Below are 17,948 nucleotides of genomic sequence, written 5' to 3'. Positions count from 1 at the left end.
TTTTTTCTGGTCCGACCGCATGAACATCCGATGGGCAACACACATGAACAAAACGTCGCTGCCCATGATTTCAGCGCGGAAACAGCATGTGAGGGCAAGATGACCAAAACACCTGATATGACACGCAATCCTGCAAGTACCCGGCCCGATGCGGGTCAGCGGCAACAGATACGCAAGTGGATCGACAACAAAATGCGCCGCTGGGTCGGGCGCGGCATCGCAGGCAGCCTAAGTTCGGCCTTGCTTGCCCTTCCTGCGTTGGCACAGGCCACGACCGAAGAACTGGACACCTTCCAATTCGCTGATGCGATTCCCGGCGTTAACAGCGCAAAGCTACTGGCAAATGGCGATGTTCTTCTCAAACTGGAAGATGGGCGCACGATTTTGGTCTCGGCAGAGAATGTTCATATCCTGGACGGCGGCTCCATCATGATTGCCGAAGATGCGGCGGCGGAAGTCGCGCAATTCGCACTGGCCGCCGAAGCCGGGGGAGCCGCAGCAGCCGCTGGCGGCGTTAGCGGCGCCGGTGCTGTTTTGGGGGGCCTTGGTCTGGCGGGTGCAGCCGCAGCAGGAGGAGGTGGCGGCGGTGGCGGTGGAGATGACGAGGCTCCGGCGCCCGCTCCAAATTTCCAGAGCCTGAACCTTGCTGGTCTGCAAGCGAACGCATTGAACAGCGCCAGCGCAAACCTGATGGCACCGACCGGAACCACAACGGTCGAGGTGACAATCGGATCACTGACCAAGACGGCAACGCCCAATCCAGATGGCAGTTGGAGTATTTCCCTTACGGCGGTTGAGGCGGCTAGCCTTCCTCAAGGTGTGACAACAGTCACCGTTCGCAACCTGGATGGAACGGGTGAGGAAGTATCGGTCGAAACGGTAAGATTCGATGTGGACACTCTTCCACCGACGGTCAGCATTACGGGCTTTTCGGACGGGGCCATTCTGAATGCCGCCGAGCAAGCGACTGATCTTACAATCTCGGGCACTTCTGACGCCGAGAGAGGTCAAACAGTAACGGTATCTGTAAACGGGCAGACTTATACTGGGACAGTGAATGGCGGCGGCCACTGGAGTGTTACCGTGCCGGCCACAGACCTAGCCGCCCTGCCTGACGGGGTGACCGTTTCAGTGACTGCCGATGTCGACGACCGCGCAGGAAATCCGGCGATACAGACAAGCGCAAGCTTTGACACAGATTTTAGCGCTCCAACGATCACGCTTGATCCGGTCTCTGGCGGCTCGATTGGCCTGGGGGACATCGGCTCTGACCTGATTGTCACCGGGTCGACATCCGCCGCAGACGGGCAGACAGTCACCGTGACCTTCGATGGCCAAACATATACCGGCACCGCGTCAGGCGGTACTTGGAGTGTCACCATACCCAGCAGCGACCTCGGCTCGCTTTCCACCGGAAATCCGGCCACGGTAAGTGTTGCCGTAGATGATGTGGCAGGAAACTCATCGGTACCGGCCACCGCCTCAGTTCCGGTCGATCTGACGGGACCCTCGGTGAATATCGCGCCATTGTCAGTTGGCGCGGTCCTCAACGCTGCCGAAACCGCCTCCGACCTGACCATCAGTGGCACAACAGGAAATGTTCAGGACGGCCAGGTGGTGACAGTATCTCTGGATGGGCAAAGCTACAGCGGCACAGTAAGCGGTGGCAGTTGGAGCGTCACAGTCCCGGCAAGCGATCTTGCATCGCTGACAGACGGGGGTAGTTTTACAATCACTGCGGATGTGCTTGACACAGACGGCCTATCTGCACCGCAGGCAAGTGTCCCGCTTTCGAAAGATGCCACAGCGCCGACTGTAAGCATCGACAACTTTTCCGACGGCGCTGTCATGAATGCAGCCGAACAGGGCACTGATCTGACAATCTCTGGAACAACGAGCGCTGAGGATGGTCAAACCGTAACCGTTTCCATGAATGGGCAGGACTACACCGCAACCGCCTCTGGCGGTACCTGGTCGGCGACCGTCCCGGCGATAGATCTTGCTGCCCTGTCCGATGCAGCAACCGTCAATGTTACCGCAGATGTCTCGGACGCGGCTGGAAACCCTGCCCTGCAGGCCAGCGGCAGTTTCACAACGGATTTCACAGCACCGGCGGTCTCTATCACCGGGTTGTCGGATGGGGCTGTCATGAACGCCGCGGAACAAGGAACCGACCTTACAGTGTCCGGAACCTCTGATGCGGCAGATGGCACGGTTGTGACCGTAGAAATCGTTCGGCAGGACGGCACAGTTGACGTCACCGGCACGGCGACCGTAACGGGCGGGTCCTGGACCTATACCGCCTCAGCCGCGGATTTGGCCGGACTTCAGGATAGCGAAACCTACGATGTCGAGGCATCTGCTTCGGATGCGGCTGGGAACACAACAGCGACATCAACCAGTTTTGACACAGACTTTACCGCGCCATCGGTCACCATCGACCCTCTTTCGGTCGGGTCAGAGCTGGATGTATCCGAAAAAGATAGTGACCTGACGATCACCGGGACAACGGATGCCGCCGACGGGGAAATGGTTACAGTCACACTGAACGGGCAGTCCTATACCGGCACCGCCTCAAGTGGCACCTGGTCAGCAACCGTTCCGTCCGGTGACTTGGGAGCGTTGGCAGACAGCACAACCTTCCAGGTTTCAGCGACGGTTACGGATTCTGCTGGCAATACCTCAACCCCGGCCACCGCGCCGTTAACCACGGATTTTCGGCCCGTCCTGGCAATAGACAACACTGGAACAAACGGCGCCGTTTCATTGGATGACGCGCAAAGTTCGGGTGTGGTTGTCTCTGGCACGTCAATAGGCCTTGCCGCAGGCGAGGCTGTAGACGTGACGTTGAATTCCGTGTCAGTTGGAAGCGCTACGGTCGGCGCCGACGGAACCTGGACACTGGCGGTAAGTGCGGCCACCTTTGCATCGGTCGAGGCGGGAGATGATCTGGACTTTGGCGCAGCGGTATCTGTGGCAGGTGGACCCGACCCTTTGCCAGTTACGGATGAAAACACGGCCCATGAACCTGCAGCCTATGTAATTACTGAAGCCGGGCAAAGTGGATCCACGGTCACATTTGAAATCTACGCAGATCCTGATACGAATCTGTCCAGCGGTCTGGCGATCACAGCCGAACTGGGTTTCGATCCCTCAGTGGTGACGTTTGACACCGGATCAGATGTCGAGAATGGGGCATTCGATTTGTTCCTGACGAACCCGGTGAGTGGATCAGCCGTCAGTTTTGCTGGCGCGGCGACCACCTATTCCGACCTGTCCCAACCCATCGTCACATTCACGATGACAGTTCTAGATGCCTCTGAACCGATTGTTCTGACGTTGACGACTCCGGATGGTGGTCCATCGGTGCTGCAGATCGGGACGTCAGGCGACGACACATTGATTGCAACCGACATCGACAACGTCATTCGTGGCCAGGACGGCGATGACACAGTGGATGTCTCAGGTGCTGGTCGGGACATTGTCGTGTTCGAGCCGGACCCAACAGCAAATGGCGTTGATACGATCACTGGCTTCACGACTGGACCCGCGACTGACACCGCTGATGCGATCATGTTCAGTGGATTGGATGTCGGCAGCCTGCGCGGCGACGGAACCGGTGTGGAAACGCTTTCAGTAGGGGATGCACTAGGCGCGGACACCGGAGTGGTTGGTTTGACGACAGAGCTGAGCGATCTGACGGCTCAAACCATCGAGACAGCGGTCGAAAGCCTTACCGGCGCCGAAGCAGGTGACGAGATCTATGTCCTGGCTACGGATGGAACTGACAGTGTGCTGGTCAAGGTCGACTATTCCGCATCCGATGCGGCGACAGTCGAAACGGTGGCCCATTTCACCGGATTGGATGACCTCAGCGGGCTTACTGCTGACAATATTCTGCATACCGATCCAACCGGGGCCAGTGCCTGACGCTCGACTACGCTGCCACCCTACGCGGGTGGCAGTACTCTCGATTTTCAAGAGGTAGAAATGGCACAGAATGGCCTAGTTCCGATCAATTTCAACCGTCACAGTCATCGGTATTGGAAGCGTTTCACATCTTATGACTTTGCAGCTGAACGCACCGAGAGCGTGATCGTGGAAGAAGAGGTGCTCCAGATTGCAGCCACTTTTCCGATCGTGTTTCGCAGGACCGGCCCAGAAATTGAACCGATTGCGGTATATTCACTTCTTGCTGGTGAACCCTCGCCATTTGTTTCAACAGAAGGGCGTTGGCTGGCCAGCTATATTCCGTCCGAACTGCGTAGTCATCCTTTTACGTGCCGCCGGCTGGATAGCGGCAGCACCTTTCAGCTGGTGGTAGATGAAGGTTCGGGCCTGTTGACCGAAGAGTGCTCTGACAATCCCTTTTTTTCAGCTCCGGATAAGCTCGGCACTGAATTGAAAGAAGTTCAAGACTTCCTGAAAGCGCGCGCAACCTCTCAGATTAGAACTACCGAAATTTGCAAGATGATAGACGCATTTGGGCTGTTTGAGCCCTTGAGCGACAATTTGGAATTAGGCTCTGCACATAACTGGTTGCAAATCAACTCTGCACGCCTGGAACAGCTATCGGCAAAACGCAAATTGGAACTGGTCGAAACAAAAGGCTTACGCCTGATCTATGGCCATCAGGCTTCATTATCCAATCTCAGATGGCTTTTTCAGGCGCAAAAGCAGATTTCCCAGGCCGGTGCATCTGTAAAATACACCGAAAATTCAGAACTTACCGGTTTCATGAGTGCATTCGCCCAAGCCCAAACCGATGACGTAATCTGGCCCTAATGAAGTGTGAATGACAAATGCCCACATGCGGTCGCTTTTTGAGTTTTCTGATTTCTGCTCTCTCTTTCAGCATAGTATCGGCCTGTACCCAGCCACCTGACATTGCCGGGGTCGAGGCTTCTTTTTCGACCGGGGCCGTGGGTTTCCGCACACATGAACCATCTCAGAAACTGACCACCAGTTCCTTTGGCAAGCGTGTACGGAACGCTGTCGAGACCAGCCCCAACCTGGCGCGATCTATGTCCGCGCTGGATGTGGCCGTGGCCAACCACGACGCGGCAAAAGGGGCCTTTCTTCCGCAGGTTTCACTTGGAATCAACGCCAGATCCGAGCGGGTAGACTCGGACACAGCCAACGTGACCCCTTATCTGCGGATCTCACAGCTCGTTTATGACGGGGGGGCCGCATCCGGTGATTTGACTGCTGCAAAAGCACGGGTTTTTGAAAGTCGCGGCGGCCAGTTATCAACAGCCTCGGCAACCGCTCTGGCTGCGATTGAGGCCTATATAGTGGTCTTGGATTTACGGAAAATCCTGGATATTTCGGTGAAAAATGTGGAAGTCCACCAACAGCTCGTTCAACAAATTTCCGAGAGGTCTGCATTAGGCGCTGGTTCGAACGCCGATGTATTGACAGCGCGGTCGCGGATGGCCGATGCACGGACGCGACTGGCGGATGCAAAAGCCAGAGTGGACCTCGCCGATGCCCGGTTTCGTGAAGTTTTTGGCAGCCCGTCAGGTGATCTTCAACCCCCAGTCAAAGCGCCGACGATCTCACAATCGGATCATAGTATCGTAACGGGAAGCCTGCAGATTCGACGTTCAGAAGCGGCCCTGCTTGCTGCCAAGGCAGAACGTGCTGCCGCTTTGGCACGCCGTCAACCCGGCGTGAATGTTTCGGCATTTGCGGATCGGGATGATAGCAATGACGCAAATTTCGGGGTCGACCTGTCCTTTAATTATGAGCTGGACTCTACTGGACAGCGCCGTGCCGCCATCACCGCGGCTGAAGCCAAAGTTCGCGAAGCGGAATTCGTTCATCAATCCCTAACGCGAGAAATACAAAGAGAGCTGGACACAATTCGCGCTGACCAAATTGCTGGAGCACAACGGCTTAGAGAGGCGCGAATAGCTGCGCAAGCGAATGCTGACAGTGTTGCAGCAGCGCGCGCGCAATTCACAATCGGACGACGCAGTCTGATCGAAATCCTTGACGCACAGCGCGACTATGTGAATGCGCAGGAAAGACTTATCCTAGCCGAACAGAACTATTTCCTGACAGACTACGCAATCCTTAGTTTGACTGGTGACATCCTGGACCTCCTTGGCATTTCAATCAGTTCCGTTGAGGGCTCTCAATGAAACAATTGACACCTGCCTTCGCAACGCCCGAGTTATCGTGCTTTGAAAAATGCCTGATGCACGCTGCGGCCCATCTTGACTGTCCAATCACTTTTGCCGGGATTCTCGCGGCTCAAACAGGCTCGAACGGAGAGCTTACAATCCGCGATTCATTGGAACTGGCACGGCGTGTTGGGGTCCAGGCGGGATACGGAAGAAGGGCTTTGTCAGCTTTTGACAACACTTTGGTTCCTGCGTTGTTGATTCTTGAAGGGGGAAAATCCGTTGTGTTTCATGGCCGAACCTCAAATGGTCGGGTTCTGATCTATGATCCGGAGGTTGGCACGGAAATAGGTCAAATTCAGCAAACCGATCTATCAGAAGTCTATACAGGGTTTGCGATCCTGCTGCGGCGCAATCACCGTGAGGATTTAGCCACGGGGTCCAGTTCTGCTTCGGGCCACTGGTTTTGGTCCGCTATGGCGGCAAATCGTTGGTCTTACACTCAGGTTGCGCTTGCGGCGGCGTTGGCAAATCTGCTTGGTCTATCTACCTCGGTCTTTATCATGGTCGTCTATGACCGTGTTTTGCCAAACGAAGCCACAGAATCTCTGATTGCTTTGACAGCAGGTGTTGGGATCGCGCTGCTTTTTGATTTCGTGCTCAAACTCCTGCGGGCAGGATTCATAGATCGGGCTGGCCAGAAAGCAGATATTTCGATGGGCCGTAGAGTCTTTGACCAGGTCCTCAACATTCGCATGAAGGCGCGCACAGGTTCGACAGGGGCCATGGCCAGCACCATTCGTGAATTTGAGACACTCCGTGAGTTTTTCACATCCGCCACCTTGGTGGCAGTCGTGGATCTACCCTTCATAGCATTGTTTGTCTTTGTCATTTACTTGGTCGGTGGCCCACTTGCACTTGTTCCAGCTCTGGCTGTGCCTGTCGTTTTGCTAGCAGGCATCATCGTGCAACCTATACTTTCTCGCCTTGCCGAGAAAAGCTTCATCGATGGTCAATCCAAGCAATCGGTTCTGGTCGAAACTGTATCCGGGTTGGAGACCATAAAAACGACAGCGGCGGCCCGGCCCATGAGGTCGCGGTGGGAGGCTGCCATACAGCTTCAGTCATCACATGGCGCGCGCAGCAGGGCAGTGACTCAATTTGCCTTGAATCTGACCGGATTTACCCAACAGGCCGCCCAGGTCCTTATCGTTTTCTACGGTGTTTTTCTTGTGATGGATGGTCAGGCAAGCATGGGCGCGCTTGTTGCTTCGGTCATGTTGACCGGGCGGGCTCTTGCGCCACTTGGGCAACTGGCACAGACCCTGACACGGGTTAATCAGGCCCGAAATGCCTATCAAAACCTTAATGCCTTAATGCAGGCCGACAGTGAACGCCCCGAAGGGCGGAGCTGGATCAGTCGCGATCGCTTTGAAGGGAGATTAACCTTCGAAAATATCCAGTTTGCTTATCCCGAAAAACACGACAACGTCTTGTCCGGTGTTTCATTCACCATCTCGCCCGGAGAGAAGGTTGCAATCCTTGGTCCGATCGGCTCGGGGAAAAGCACGGTCGCGCGGCTAATGCTTGGCTTGTACGATCCAGACGCCGGGTCTGTTCAATTGGATGGGGTCGATATCAGACAAATTGATCCAGGTGATTTGCGGCGCAATATCGGCTCTGTTCTGCAAGATATTTGGCTGTTTTCCGGGTCAATCCGCGACAATATCAAAAGCGGCGCAATCAGGCCAAGGGATGAGGACCTGATTTGGGCGGGGCAAGTCGCTGGGGTCGAGGATTTTGTCTCTCGCCATCCCGGAGGCTATGACCAAAATCTGGCAGAGCGCGGTGAGGGATTGTCAGGGGGACAACGGCAGGCCATCGCCTTGGCCAGAGCCTTGATTGGTAAACCTCCGGTTCTTCTTCTGGACGAGCCAACAAGTGCCATGGACGTCAAAACCGAAGCTGAGGTCATACAGCGGCTCAAAAAGGCGACCCCCGACACAACTATGCTGATCGTAACCCATCGAACCAGCCTATTGGAACTTGTCGATAGGGTTATCGTCATAGAGGGCGGCAAAGTACGGGTAGATGGACCAAAAAGCATACTGTCACAGCATTCCGGAAAGCAACGGAGGCATCTGAATGTCGCAGCATCATGACCTAGCCTCGCTTGCCCGGGAAATGCGAGGCGGGTCACCGGTCAGGAGTTCATTGCTTCTCTTGGTAATCCTGACTTTCCTGGCGACAGCAGCGTTTTGGGCCCATTTCACTGAACTTGATGATGTCACCCGTGTAGAAGGCCGCATCGTGCCGTCGGCGGATGTTCAGATGATTGAAGCTACGGAGTCCGGCATTCTGCAGTCATTGAATGTCCGAGAAGGCGAGGTTGTTGAAAAGGGGAAGTTGCTGATGGAGTTCGATACCACCCAAATCGACAGCAAGCTCAGCCAAGAGGAACAGCGTGCATATGGCTTGAGAGCCCGATCCCAGCGCCTGCAAGCTGAGATAGACGGGACCGAGCTGACATTTGATACGATCCTGGTCCAAGGTGCGCCGACTGTTGTTCAGTCTGAGACAGCTCTGTTTCAAGGCCGGCGATCAGAGTTGCAGGCAGAAATCTCAATTCTGATGAGCCAACGGGAACAGCGGTTAAGAGAATACGAAGAAGGGCTTGTCGATACGGTGACCGCGGCCGAGACCTTGAAAGTTCTGGCCGAGGAACGGGCAATCATTACCCCCCTAGTAGAACAGCAGATGGAACCCGCCACGACACTATTGTCTTTGCGACGCAGCGAGGCTGAGTGGCAAGGCCGCCGGACCAGGGCTGAAGCCGCTACCAACCGTCTGAAGACAGGATTGGAGGAAATCGATGATCGGGTTCGGGCGACACAAAGCAGGTTTCGAAGCGCGGCTTTGACCGAACTTGCATTGGCAACTGCGGAACTGGCTACTCTGGAACCATCACTGCCAGCCTTACGAAACAGAGCGGAACAGGCGCAGATCAGGTCGCCGGTACGCGGCATCGTAAATCGCATTCACCGCACGACCATAGGCGGTATGGCACGGAGCGGTGAGGAACTGATCGAAATTGTACCGCTGGATGAGTCTTTGTTGGTCGAAGCCTATGTCCGCCCCGAAGACATCGCATTTCTGCACCCTGAACAGTTGGTTCGGATCAAGATTACTGCCTATGATTTTGCTCGATACGGGGCCTTGGACGGGCAAATTATCCGTATCGGGGCTGATACCGTTACGCGATCTGAGCGGGACGATGAAGAAGTTTTTGTCGTAGAAATCCGGACCAACCACTCGATGTTGGATGGGAACGGCGTAGCGGTTGAAATTATTCCCGGCATGATTGCCGAGGTGGATATTCTTGCGGGCAAGAAAACCGTTTTGGACTACCTGCTGCAGCCGATTGTCAAAATCAAAGATCAGGCCCTTCGTGAGTAGTAATTGACCGAGCCAACGCCCATTACTTCTCGATGCCGTTCAGAATCTATGTGGGGCCCCGCCCATTCGGACTGAGCTTAGGATCCCGGAAGCTTGAATTGCTGGTCAAACAGTTGGCGGAACGTCCCGTTATGTTCGATTAGCGCATCAAGGTTGCCTTGTTCGATAACTTCACCGTCTTGAACAACCATAATGGTATCTGCCTGAAGCACAGTCGAAAGCCGGTGTGCGATAACAATGGTTGTTACATTCTCGGTCAACTTGTCCAGCGCAGCCTTAACAAGCGCCTCAGATTCCGCATCCAAAGCACTGGTGGCTTCATCCAAAAGCAAAATCTCGGCATTGCGCAGAATTGCCCGCGCGATCGCCAGACGCTGTTTTTGACCTCCAGAAAGAAACGCGCCGTTTTCGCCTACCTGCGTATCGTACCCATTTGGCAGTTGTGAGATGAACACATCAGCATGGGCAGCCTTTGCGGCCTCAATCACCTCTTCATCGGTGGCACCAGGTCGCGCAAAACGAAGGTTCTCCATCACGGTTGTCGAGAACAGGAACGTGTCTTGGCCCACATAGGAGATCTTCCGGCGCAAAGAGGCAAAACTTACATCGACAAGGTTTTGGCCATCGATTTCGACCTTGCCCTGATCGGGATCATAAAACCGCATGATCAACCCAAAAATCGTGGACTTGCCACCACCGGACTGACCCACCAGAGCTGTCGTCTTGCCTGCCTCGAAGGTCAGGTTCATATCTCGGATTACTTTTTGCTCACCCTGATAGCCGAACGTCACGTTGTTTAGACGGATTTCACCCGGGCCGGATTTCAGCTTTTCAGGGTTCACGCTTTCGACCATCGGGTCTTCCTGATCGAGCAGCTCGAACATCATCCCCACTGGTACCAGGGCCGTTTCAATCACGACCCGCATTTTTGACAGGCGTTTGGCGGGTTCATAAGCCATCAAAAGGGCTGTGATGAATGACATCAGCTGACCTGCCGAAGTCGGTTCGCCGCCGGTAATATCAAGGGTACTGATGATCAGAACACCCGCAATCGCGACACCGGCCAGAAGCTCCATCAACGGGCTGGCAATCGACTGCAATCTGGAAATTGAGTTCGCCCGTTTTTCAACCGACCTGATCGCCCCATTCATACGGTCAGTCATGTTGTCTTCCAAAGCAAAGACCTTGATGACCCGAATGCCCGCAGATGTTTCCTGCAGAACCTTGATGATTTCAGACAGCGCCTTCATTTCTGACTGCATGATCGACCGCACACCTTTGAGGATGTAACGCACACTCAAAAGCGCAACGGGACCCACAAAGAAGAACAGAATTGACAGTACAGGTTCCTGGTAAATCATCACGAAGATGAGGCCGACCAATGTCAGGGCATCGCGCACGAAGCTGGTCACCATGACGTCGATAAGCCGACGCGCGGCCTGAGCGCCATGAGTTACGCGCATAAGAAGGTTGGACGATTCTGTTTCAGCAAAGAAACCAACACCGCGTTTCAGCAGCTTATTGTAAAGCCTTTCCTGTTGCACCGCGATGATCCGGTTGCCCGCACGCGCCAGAAAGATTGACTGGATATAAGAGGCGACAGCCTTACTCAAAAACAAGCCGACGACCGCTGCGGCAATCAGGTAGACTTGCGACTTCATCTCTGGCGTGGTCATCGCATTGACGATGTTCTCCATCATCCAGGCGGTTCCGGCCGTTGTTGCGGCGACAACGATCATCGCCACCATGGCAACACCGTACAACCAACCCTGCTTCCGGAGACTTTCACTCAAAAGTCGACCGAGATGGCTGGATCGCCAGTTCGCTAAGGTCTCTTTGATCATTTTACGCTCCAAAACCTTTTCGAATTCGATATCTGATCACGTTTCAACCCAAGTTAGCCTTAGCCAAAGAACCGCGCGGTTGTGTTAGTTATGCCTGACTGTGCCGAGAATCCAGTGCCTGCCGACAGATTATCAACACGCGACCGACAATAACGGGGTGGCGACCGCAATATCTACTTTAACGCCCCTACGTTCCGACAGCTTATGAGCCCGTTTCACACCGAACGCCAGATGCACCCAGCTTCGTCATCATCATCGCCAGGCGACGTCGCCCAAAAAGATGTACCCTGCCCCATAGATGGTTTTAATCAATCGCGGGTTCTTGGGGTCCTCGCCCAGTTTTGTTCGCAATCGGGATATTCGCACGTCCATGGCCCGGTCAAAGCTGTCGCCCGCGCCTCCCCCGAGCGCTTCTTGCATCTGCGACCGGCTGATCAATCGTTTAGGACTATCTAGAAACAGACGTAACACCTCGGCCTCGGCGTGGCTGAACGGCGTTTCTGATCCGGAACCATCTTCAAGAACATAGCGGTCGAAATACGCGGTCCAGCCGTTGAATTCTGCGATCTCTGACTGAGGCGCTGGTGCCCGCGATGATCGAAGCCGCGCCCGGATACGAGCGACCACTTCGGCTGGATCAAAGGGTTTGGTGATGTAGTCATCCGCGCCAAGCTCCAATCCGGTGACACGATCCTGTACCTGTGCCCGCCCCGAAATAATGATGACTGCGGCACCTTGTTCCAAAGCCAGGCGATGAACAAGTGCCAAGCCGTCTGTGTCCGGCAAAGACAGGTCGACCAGACACACATCGGGCACCACTCTTTTCAACGATGCTTCAAATTCACGAGCACGGGAAAAACTTTGAGTGCGGAACCCCGCCTCTTCCAGTGTGTCGGTCAGGATACGACGTATCTCAGGCTCATCATCTAAGATGGTTACCAGCGGTTGGTTCATCATGCGGCCTCATTTCGGATTAAGGCAGTAAGCTGCGCTTGTGTGAACGGTTTGCGCAGAACTGGTGCCAAAGCCAGTGCCTGACGATGCAGCGGGTCGGAATAAGGCAGCGATGTCATTAGAATACACGGCAAGGAAGGGTTCACTTTCTGCAAAAGGTCAAGCCCTGTCTCTGGTCCTTCCAGCCGAATGTCGGACAATATCAATGCGATGTCTTCGATCTGGTTCACCAATGAAAGCGCCTCATCGGTTGAGGTCGCCTCAATCACGGTGAACCCCATCTCCACAAGCATATCACGGAAATTCCGACGAAGTTGGCTGCTGTCTTCAACCAACAGAACCAGCCCTTCCAGCGCAGGCGGCGCGGCGCGGTATGGTAACCGAAGAACCACCATGGCGCCGCTTGGTGTATTGCGCAGGCTCAGATTTCCACCGGTCAGTTTGACCGTATCGTAAACCATGGGCAAACCCAAACCCGATCCCTTGTCACCCTTTGTGGTGAAGAAAGGATTGAGTGCCTTGCCAAGCGCTTCTTCCGAAAAGCCCGGCCCTGTGTCCGAGACGGAAATCTCGACCCAGGTTCCACCAATCGTATGCGCGCTGATCGTGATCTGACCTGTTTCTCCGCAGGCATCTCGCGCATTCAGCACCAGATTCAGGATGGCGTCCTGCATCATCCCCTGATCCAACATAAGTGCCACATCCGGCAATGTATTCACGACCGAAAGCCCCATGCCACGCGGCAGTGACGGCGTGGCGAGAATACGCAAATCCTCGAGCAGAGCACGCATATCCGTGGCTTTGGGATGCGGTGTTCGATTGCCGGTCATGCCTGCTATGCGGTTCAGCAACTGCCCGCCGCGTTTAGCAGTCTGGCGCGTGGCGGCCACCAGCTTTTGTGCGCCTTCCGGCAGGTCCATTTTATCAAGCTTGGCCTGCATCCCCAGTATAATTGTCAGCAAGTTTGAGAAATCATGCGCAAGACCGCTTGTCATTTGCGCCGCCATTTCCCGGCGGCGTGTTTGTTGCAGGGCCACACGGGCTTGCGTTTCTTCAGTGATGTCGACTGACATCACATAGACACCGCCTTCGCTGTCGGGCGTGAACGAAACACGGATTCGACGTGAATCCTGACCCTCTGTGAATTCAAATACCGTGGCTTCCCCGTCGTAGGCACGGTTCAGGTTCTGTTCGATCCGCGCAAATGCGGCCGGTCCCAAAGCGTCAGAAATATGCATCCCAAGAATCTCAGAGGGTCGGCCGGGCAAAACCGAACTGAGCTTGCGATTGGAATAATCGTACCGCCCATCGGCATCCAGATGCGCAATATGCGCTGGCATCATTTCGGTTGTCATCCGGGTGCGGGCTTCGATTTCGGTTAACTGACGTTTTGCCTCTTCCAAAGCCGAAATGGTCGACGCTAGCTTTCGGTTGGTCGCCGCCATTTCCTCGGCCCGGGTCAACAATTCGTCCGACAATTCTTCGGAACGCGCCCGCAATAGCGCTTCGGCCTGTTTGGTATCTGTGATGTCGGTATAGACCGTTACCCATCCGCCGTTGGGCAGCGGTGCACCCTCGACCGAAATCACCTGCCCATTCGCCCTGACGCGCTCAATATAGTGCGGTTCAAAAGTGAGGGCCTGACTGACCCTATGTGCGACGATGTCCTCGACAACCTCATCATGGCCATACTCGCCGATGCTCGCCAGAAAATGTATTGTGTCACGGAACAACGCACCCGGCCGGACCAGATCATCCGGAAGGTCGAACATCACCTGAAAAGGCCGGTTGCAAAGCACCAGCCGCAACTGACTGTCGTAGATCGACAACGCCTGACCGATCAGATTCAGCCCAGCTGTCGTCATTGCCTTTATCTGGTTATCTGTGATGTTCAATCTGCCCCCTCTCTGAAGCTATGCGTAACATCAGATTGATCGCAGGTGTAGCAGAGACAGGGCAACATTCCCGACTAATGCCTGAGCTTGGATTTTGGCCCCTCTTTGGTGATGGAATGCAGGGAAAGCGTATGGTCCATATTTCGCATACGGTGCCGCAGCATCTCGCGCCCCAACCTGGCCAGGTCTGTTGCGTATTCCGGGTTGCTCGCCACGTTTTCCATTTCGCCGCGACGCAGGTGGTCAAACAAAAGCGGTGGCAGGTTTGCCGCAAACTCGACCAGCGTAAACCGTTCGTCACGCAAGATGGACAGGCATGAATTGCTACTACCCGTTCCCAATTCCTGTTGCCAAAGGGTTGGATTTTCCGGCTCGGCAAAGTCAAGCTCGCTGAAAGAAAAGCTTCGCCAATCCTTGGGTCCCTGCCCCTGCAGAAACGGCATCAAAGACCGCCCATCCATAGAATTCGGGATACTCTGGCCCACCCAATCCAAAATGGTTGGCGTGATGTCAATCGACTCGGTCGGTGCCGTCACCACGGCTCCGGCCTGCGCCTGATTGCCTGGCATCCGGATCAGTAAAGGCGTGTGATAAGCTGCGTCATAGACGGTCATCTTACCCCAGCTATGTCGATCACCCAGCATTTCACCGTGGTCAGCTGTGATTACGATCAATGTCTCATCATATTGATTGCTGTCCTTGAGAAACTGGACAACGCGGCCGATATGATAATCGACCTCTGTTGCAAGGCCCAGATAAACAGAGCGCAGCGCCTGAATATTGGCCGTGGAGGGTTGCACCTCATCAAAACCCAAAACGAAATCCGAAGCCGAATACCGAGCCATCGTTGGCCCAAAAAACGGGTGTATTGCCTGTTCATCTTCTGGGCTGACATGACCAACTGGCCCCGGCAACGCGACGGGATCGTACATATCGTTATAGGGAGCGGGTGCGACCAAAGGAGGATGAGGCCGGATATAGGTCAGATGCGCAAACCAGCTTTGGTCGCCGAAGGCCGCGATACTGTCCAGAAAAGCATTGGTCAAAAAGGCGGTGTCGCTGTCTTCGGCGCAGTACACCGCCGGGTCGTTCAATTTGGATGGCTCACCTGAGGTTGAAACAGGTTTGTGCAGATCCCAGTATGTGTCGAACCTATAACCTTTTTTCAGCAGGTCAGCGCGCCAGGGATAAGATTCTTCAAGCCGCATTTCCACGACCTCTTCAAACCCCTCCATGGGACGTTCGTAAGATTTCAGGATCGGGTCATTGGCATCGTAAACCCGTGGGTCAGCCGAGGTGTCGGTATACCCGTAGAGCAAGGGCAGATATCCCGCCTTACGCATCTCGGTTGCGATGTTTGGCGTGTCGTGCCGCAAAGGCGTTCCATTGCGAACCGATCTATGATTCATCGCATATTGCCCGGTCAGGATGGACGCACGCGACGGGCCACAAGGGTTAGTAACCGAGAAATGGCGCTGAAACGTGACGCCCTCGTCCATAAAAGCGCGCAAGTTAGGCAAATTGACATGCTCGGCCAGCGCGCCGGTCAGACAATCTGCCCGAAGCTGGTCAATCACGACAAACAAGACATTTCCACGCTGCCGCATTCCCTGCCCCCGATTCCACCAAATAGGTCTCAGGGGCAGACTGTGTCGCGGTTCCGTCGCTTGCGCAACAGATTAGTCCAGCTCGTATTTTGTCTCGTAATTCTCCCTAAGCGCGGGATCCTGATCTTCCTTACGCAACAGGCAGTTCCCGATGGACAGGACCTCGATATCCGTTCCCATGAAACAGCGGAACGCATCGGTGGGCGTGCACACAATCGGTTCGCCGCGCACATTGAATGAAGTGTTCACCACCAAAGAGCATCCGGTCAGTTCTTTAAACTTTGAAATCAGCGCGTGATAGGCTGGGTTGGTCTCTTGGTGGACTGTCTGGATACGGGCAGAATAATCAACATGGGTCACAGCAGGGATGTCAGATCGTTTGACGTTCAGTTTTTCAATCCCGAACAGAGCGTCTTCTTCCTCGGTCATCTTGCGCCGGATTTTTTCCTGCACATCCGCCACGATCAACATGTAAGGGCTATCGCCATCCAGTTCGAACCAATCGGCTACGTCTTCGCGCAGAACGGATGGGGCAAATGGGCGGAAGCTTTCGCGATACTTGACCTTCAGGTTCAGCGTTTTCTGCATCGAAGCTGACCGTGGATCGCCCAGAATGGAGCGGGCACCCAACGCGCGCGGCCCGAATTCCATCCGCCCCTGGAACCAACCAACGGCCTTCCCGTCAGCCAGCGCCTGCGCCGTCTGGTCAATCAACTCACCATTTTCATAGGTGGAGAACTTCGCACCGGCCGCCGCCAGTTCTTGTGCGATGTCATCATCTTCGTAACGTGGACCCAAATAGGCTCCCAGCATCTGGTCACCCGAGGTCACCTGCCGCGGCTGCGCTAGCTCTTGATGCCAGGCCGCATAGGCAGCACCCAGCGCCCCGCCCGCATCACCCGCTGCGGGCTGCACCCAAACATTGTCGAAGGCGCCATCGCGAAGAATTTTGCCATTCGCGACACAGTTCAGAGCAACGCCTCCGGCCATGCAGAGGTTGCGTATACCATGCTCTTTCGCCAGGTCCCGAGTGATCCGCAGCATGATCTCTTCGGTCACGGCCTGAACCGAGGCGGCAATATCCATGTGGAACTGCGTCAGCTGGTCGGTTTCGGCTTTTCGAACCGGTTGGTCGAACAGCTCTTCCATCGCTTTGCTCGTCATGGTCAGACCAGCTGTATAGTTGAAATACTTCTGGTTCAGGCGGAACGAACCGTCCTCTTTCAGGTCGACAAGATGCTCAAGGATCAGATCCTTGTATTTGGGGTCGCCATAGGGTGCCAAGCCCATGACCTTGTATTCACCAGAATTCACCTTGAACCCGGTGTAATAGGTGAATGCAGAATACAGCAGACCCAGCGAATGCGGGAAATGCAGCTCTTTCACCATGGTCAGCTCGTTACCGCGACCAATACCCACGGTGGTGGTTGCCCATTCTCCGACTCCATCGACAGTCAGCACGACCGCGTCTTCGAAGGGCGAAGGATAGAACGCACTGGCCGCGTGACTGATGTGGTGCTCGGCGAACAGCAGTTTTTCGAGATCGAATTCCGGGTCGATTTTGCGAAGCTGCTTTGCAAGCAGATCCTTGAGAAACAGCTTCTCTCGCAGCCAGACCGGCATTGCCATGCGGAAGGAATTGAACCCGCGTGGCGCCACCGCAATGTAAGTCTCGATCAACCGTTCGAATTTTAGAAACGGTTTGTCGTAGAAAACCACATTGTCGACGTCTTCAAGCGCAACCCCCGATTCGGCCAGCACGTAATTGATGGCTTCTACCGGAAATCCGGGGTCGTGTTTGCGCCGTGTAAAACGCTCTTCCTGCGCGGCCGCAACGATCTTGCCGTCGCAAAGCAACGCCGCTGCGCTGTCGTGATACAGCGCCGAAATACCTAAAATGTATGCCATGTGATCAGAACAACGTGTAGACGAAAGGTGCAATCGCCGAGCCTTGGCTCAACACGATCAATCCACCAAACACACCCAAAACGATCAGAATGGGCAACAGCCAGAATTTCTTTCTGACTTTCATAAATGACCAGAGCTCGGATACGAATGTCACGC

11 protein-coding genes are annotated in these 17,948 nt (G+C 54.9%); 5 read left to right on the top strand and 6 right to left on the bottom strand.

Translation table 11 applies throughout. The features are described from left to right. Positions 1 to 30 precede the first annotated feature (30 nt). Genes AC2FH6_RS11715 through AC2FH6_RS11695 form a run of 5 tightly spaced genes read left to right on the top strand, consistent with a single transcriptional unit; the run spans position 31 to position 9,584 of the window. The gene (locus AC2FH6_RS11715; RefSeq protein ID WP_496702698.1) at positions 31 to 3,930 is read left to right on the top strand and encodes a beta strand repeat-containing protein; all 3,900 of its coding nucleotides are present in this window, start codon (positions 31 to 33) and stop codon (positions 3,928 to 3,930) included. A 60-nt stretch (positions 3,931 to 3,990) separates the two neighbouring features. Then, positions 3,991 to 4,785, top strand: coding sequence for a SapC family protein (locus AC2FH6_RS11710; RefSeq protein ID WP_496702696.1), 795 nt, complete (start codon positions 3,991 to 3,993; stop codon positions 4,783 to 4,785). A 38-nt stretch (positions 4,786 to 4,823) separates the two neighbouring features. Next, positions 4,824 to 6,146 (top strand): TolC family protein, encoded by a 1,323-nt coding sequence (locus AC2FH6_RS11705; RefSeq protein WP_496702694.1) that lies wholly within the window; start codon positions 4,824 to 4,826, stop codon positions 6,144 to 6,146. Further along, positions 6,143 to 8,290: a type I secretion system permease/ATPase gene (locus tag AC2FH6_RS11700; RefSeq protein WP_496702128.1), complete on the top strand. Its 2,148-nt coding sequence runs from the start codon at positions 6,143 to 6,145 to the stop codon at positions 8,288 to 8,290. Before AC2FH6_RS11705 ends, AC2FH6_RS11700 begins: the two co-directional genes overlap by 4 nt. A 52-nt stretch (positions 8,291 to 8,342) precedes the next feature. After that, positions 8,343 to 9,584: an HlyD family type I secretion periplasmic adaptor subunit gene (locus AC2FH6_RS11695; protein ID WP_496702692.1), complete on the top strand. Its 1,242-nt coding sequence runs from the start codon at positions 8,343 to 8,345 to the stop codon at positions 9,582 to 9,584. A 77-nt stretch (positions 9,585 to 9,661) separates the two neighbouring features. Here AC2FH6_RS11695 and AC2FH6_RS11690 read toward each other — a convergent pair whose 3' ends face one another. From AC2FH6_RS11690 to AC2FH6_RS11665, 6 genes are all read right to left on the bottom strand, one after another. Continuing rightward, positions 9,662 to 11,428 (bottom strand): ABC transporter ATP-binding protein, encoded by a 1,767-nt coding sequence (locus AC2FH6_RS11690; RefSeq protein ID WP_142636416.1) that lies wholly within the window; start codon positions 11,426 to 11,428, stop codon positions 9,662 to 9,664. Positions 11,429 to 11,680: 252 nt separating this feature from the next. Continuing rightward, the gene (locus AC2FH6_RS11685) at positions 11,681 to 12,382 is read right to left on the bottom strand and encodes a response regulator transcription factor (RefSeq protein ID WP_142636417.1); all 702 of its coding nucleotides are present in this window, start codon (positions 12,380 to 12,382) and stop codon (positions 11,681 to 11,683) included. Then, a complete protein-coding gene (locus AC2FH6_RS11680; RefSeq protein ID WP_496702690.1) occupies positions 12,382 to 14,247 on the bottom strand; it encodes a PAS-domain containing protein in 1,866 nt (621 codons plus the stop codon). The genes AC2FH6_RS11685 and AC2FH6_RS11680 overlap by 1 nt, the downstream gene beginning before the upstream one ends. Positions 14,248 to 14,351: 104 nt before the next feature. Beyond that, entirely contained in the window at positions 14,352 to 15,884 is a 1,533-nt protein-coding gene (locus AC2FH6_RS11675; protein WP_496702688.1) for an alkaline phosphatase family protein, read from the bottom strand. Between the two features lie 72 nt (positions 15,885 to 15,956). Further along, positions 15,957 to 17,792, bottom strand: coding sequence for a carbamoyltransferase family protein (locus AC2FH6_RS11670; protein WP_142636420.1), 1,836 nt, complete (start codon positions 17,790 to 17,792; stop codon positions 15,957 to 15,959). Between the two features lie 4 nt (positions 17,793 to 17,796). Then, positions 17,797 to 17,946, bottom strand: coding sequence for a DUF5989 family protein (locus AC2FH6_RS11665; RefSeq protein ID WP_142636421.1), 150 nt, complete (start codon positions 17,944 to 17,946; stop codon positions 17,797 to 17,799). Positions 17,947 to 17,948: the final 2 nt, after the last annotated feature.

The sequence above is a fragment of the Ruegeria sp. CDSC045 genome (assembly GCF_059610725.1).
This window is presented reverse-complemented; position numbering and strand designations above follow the sequence as displayed.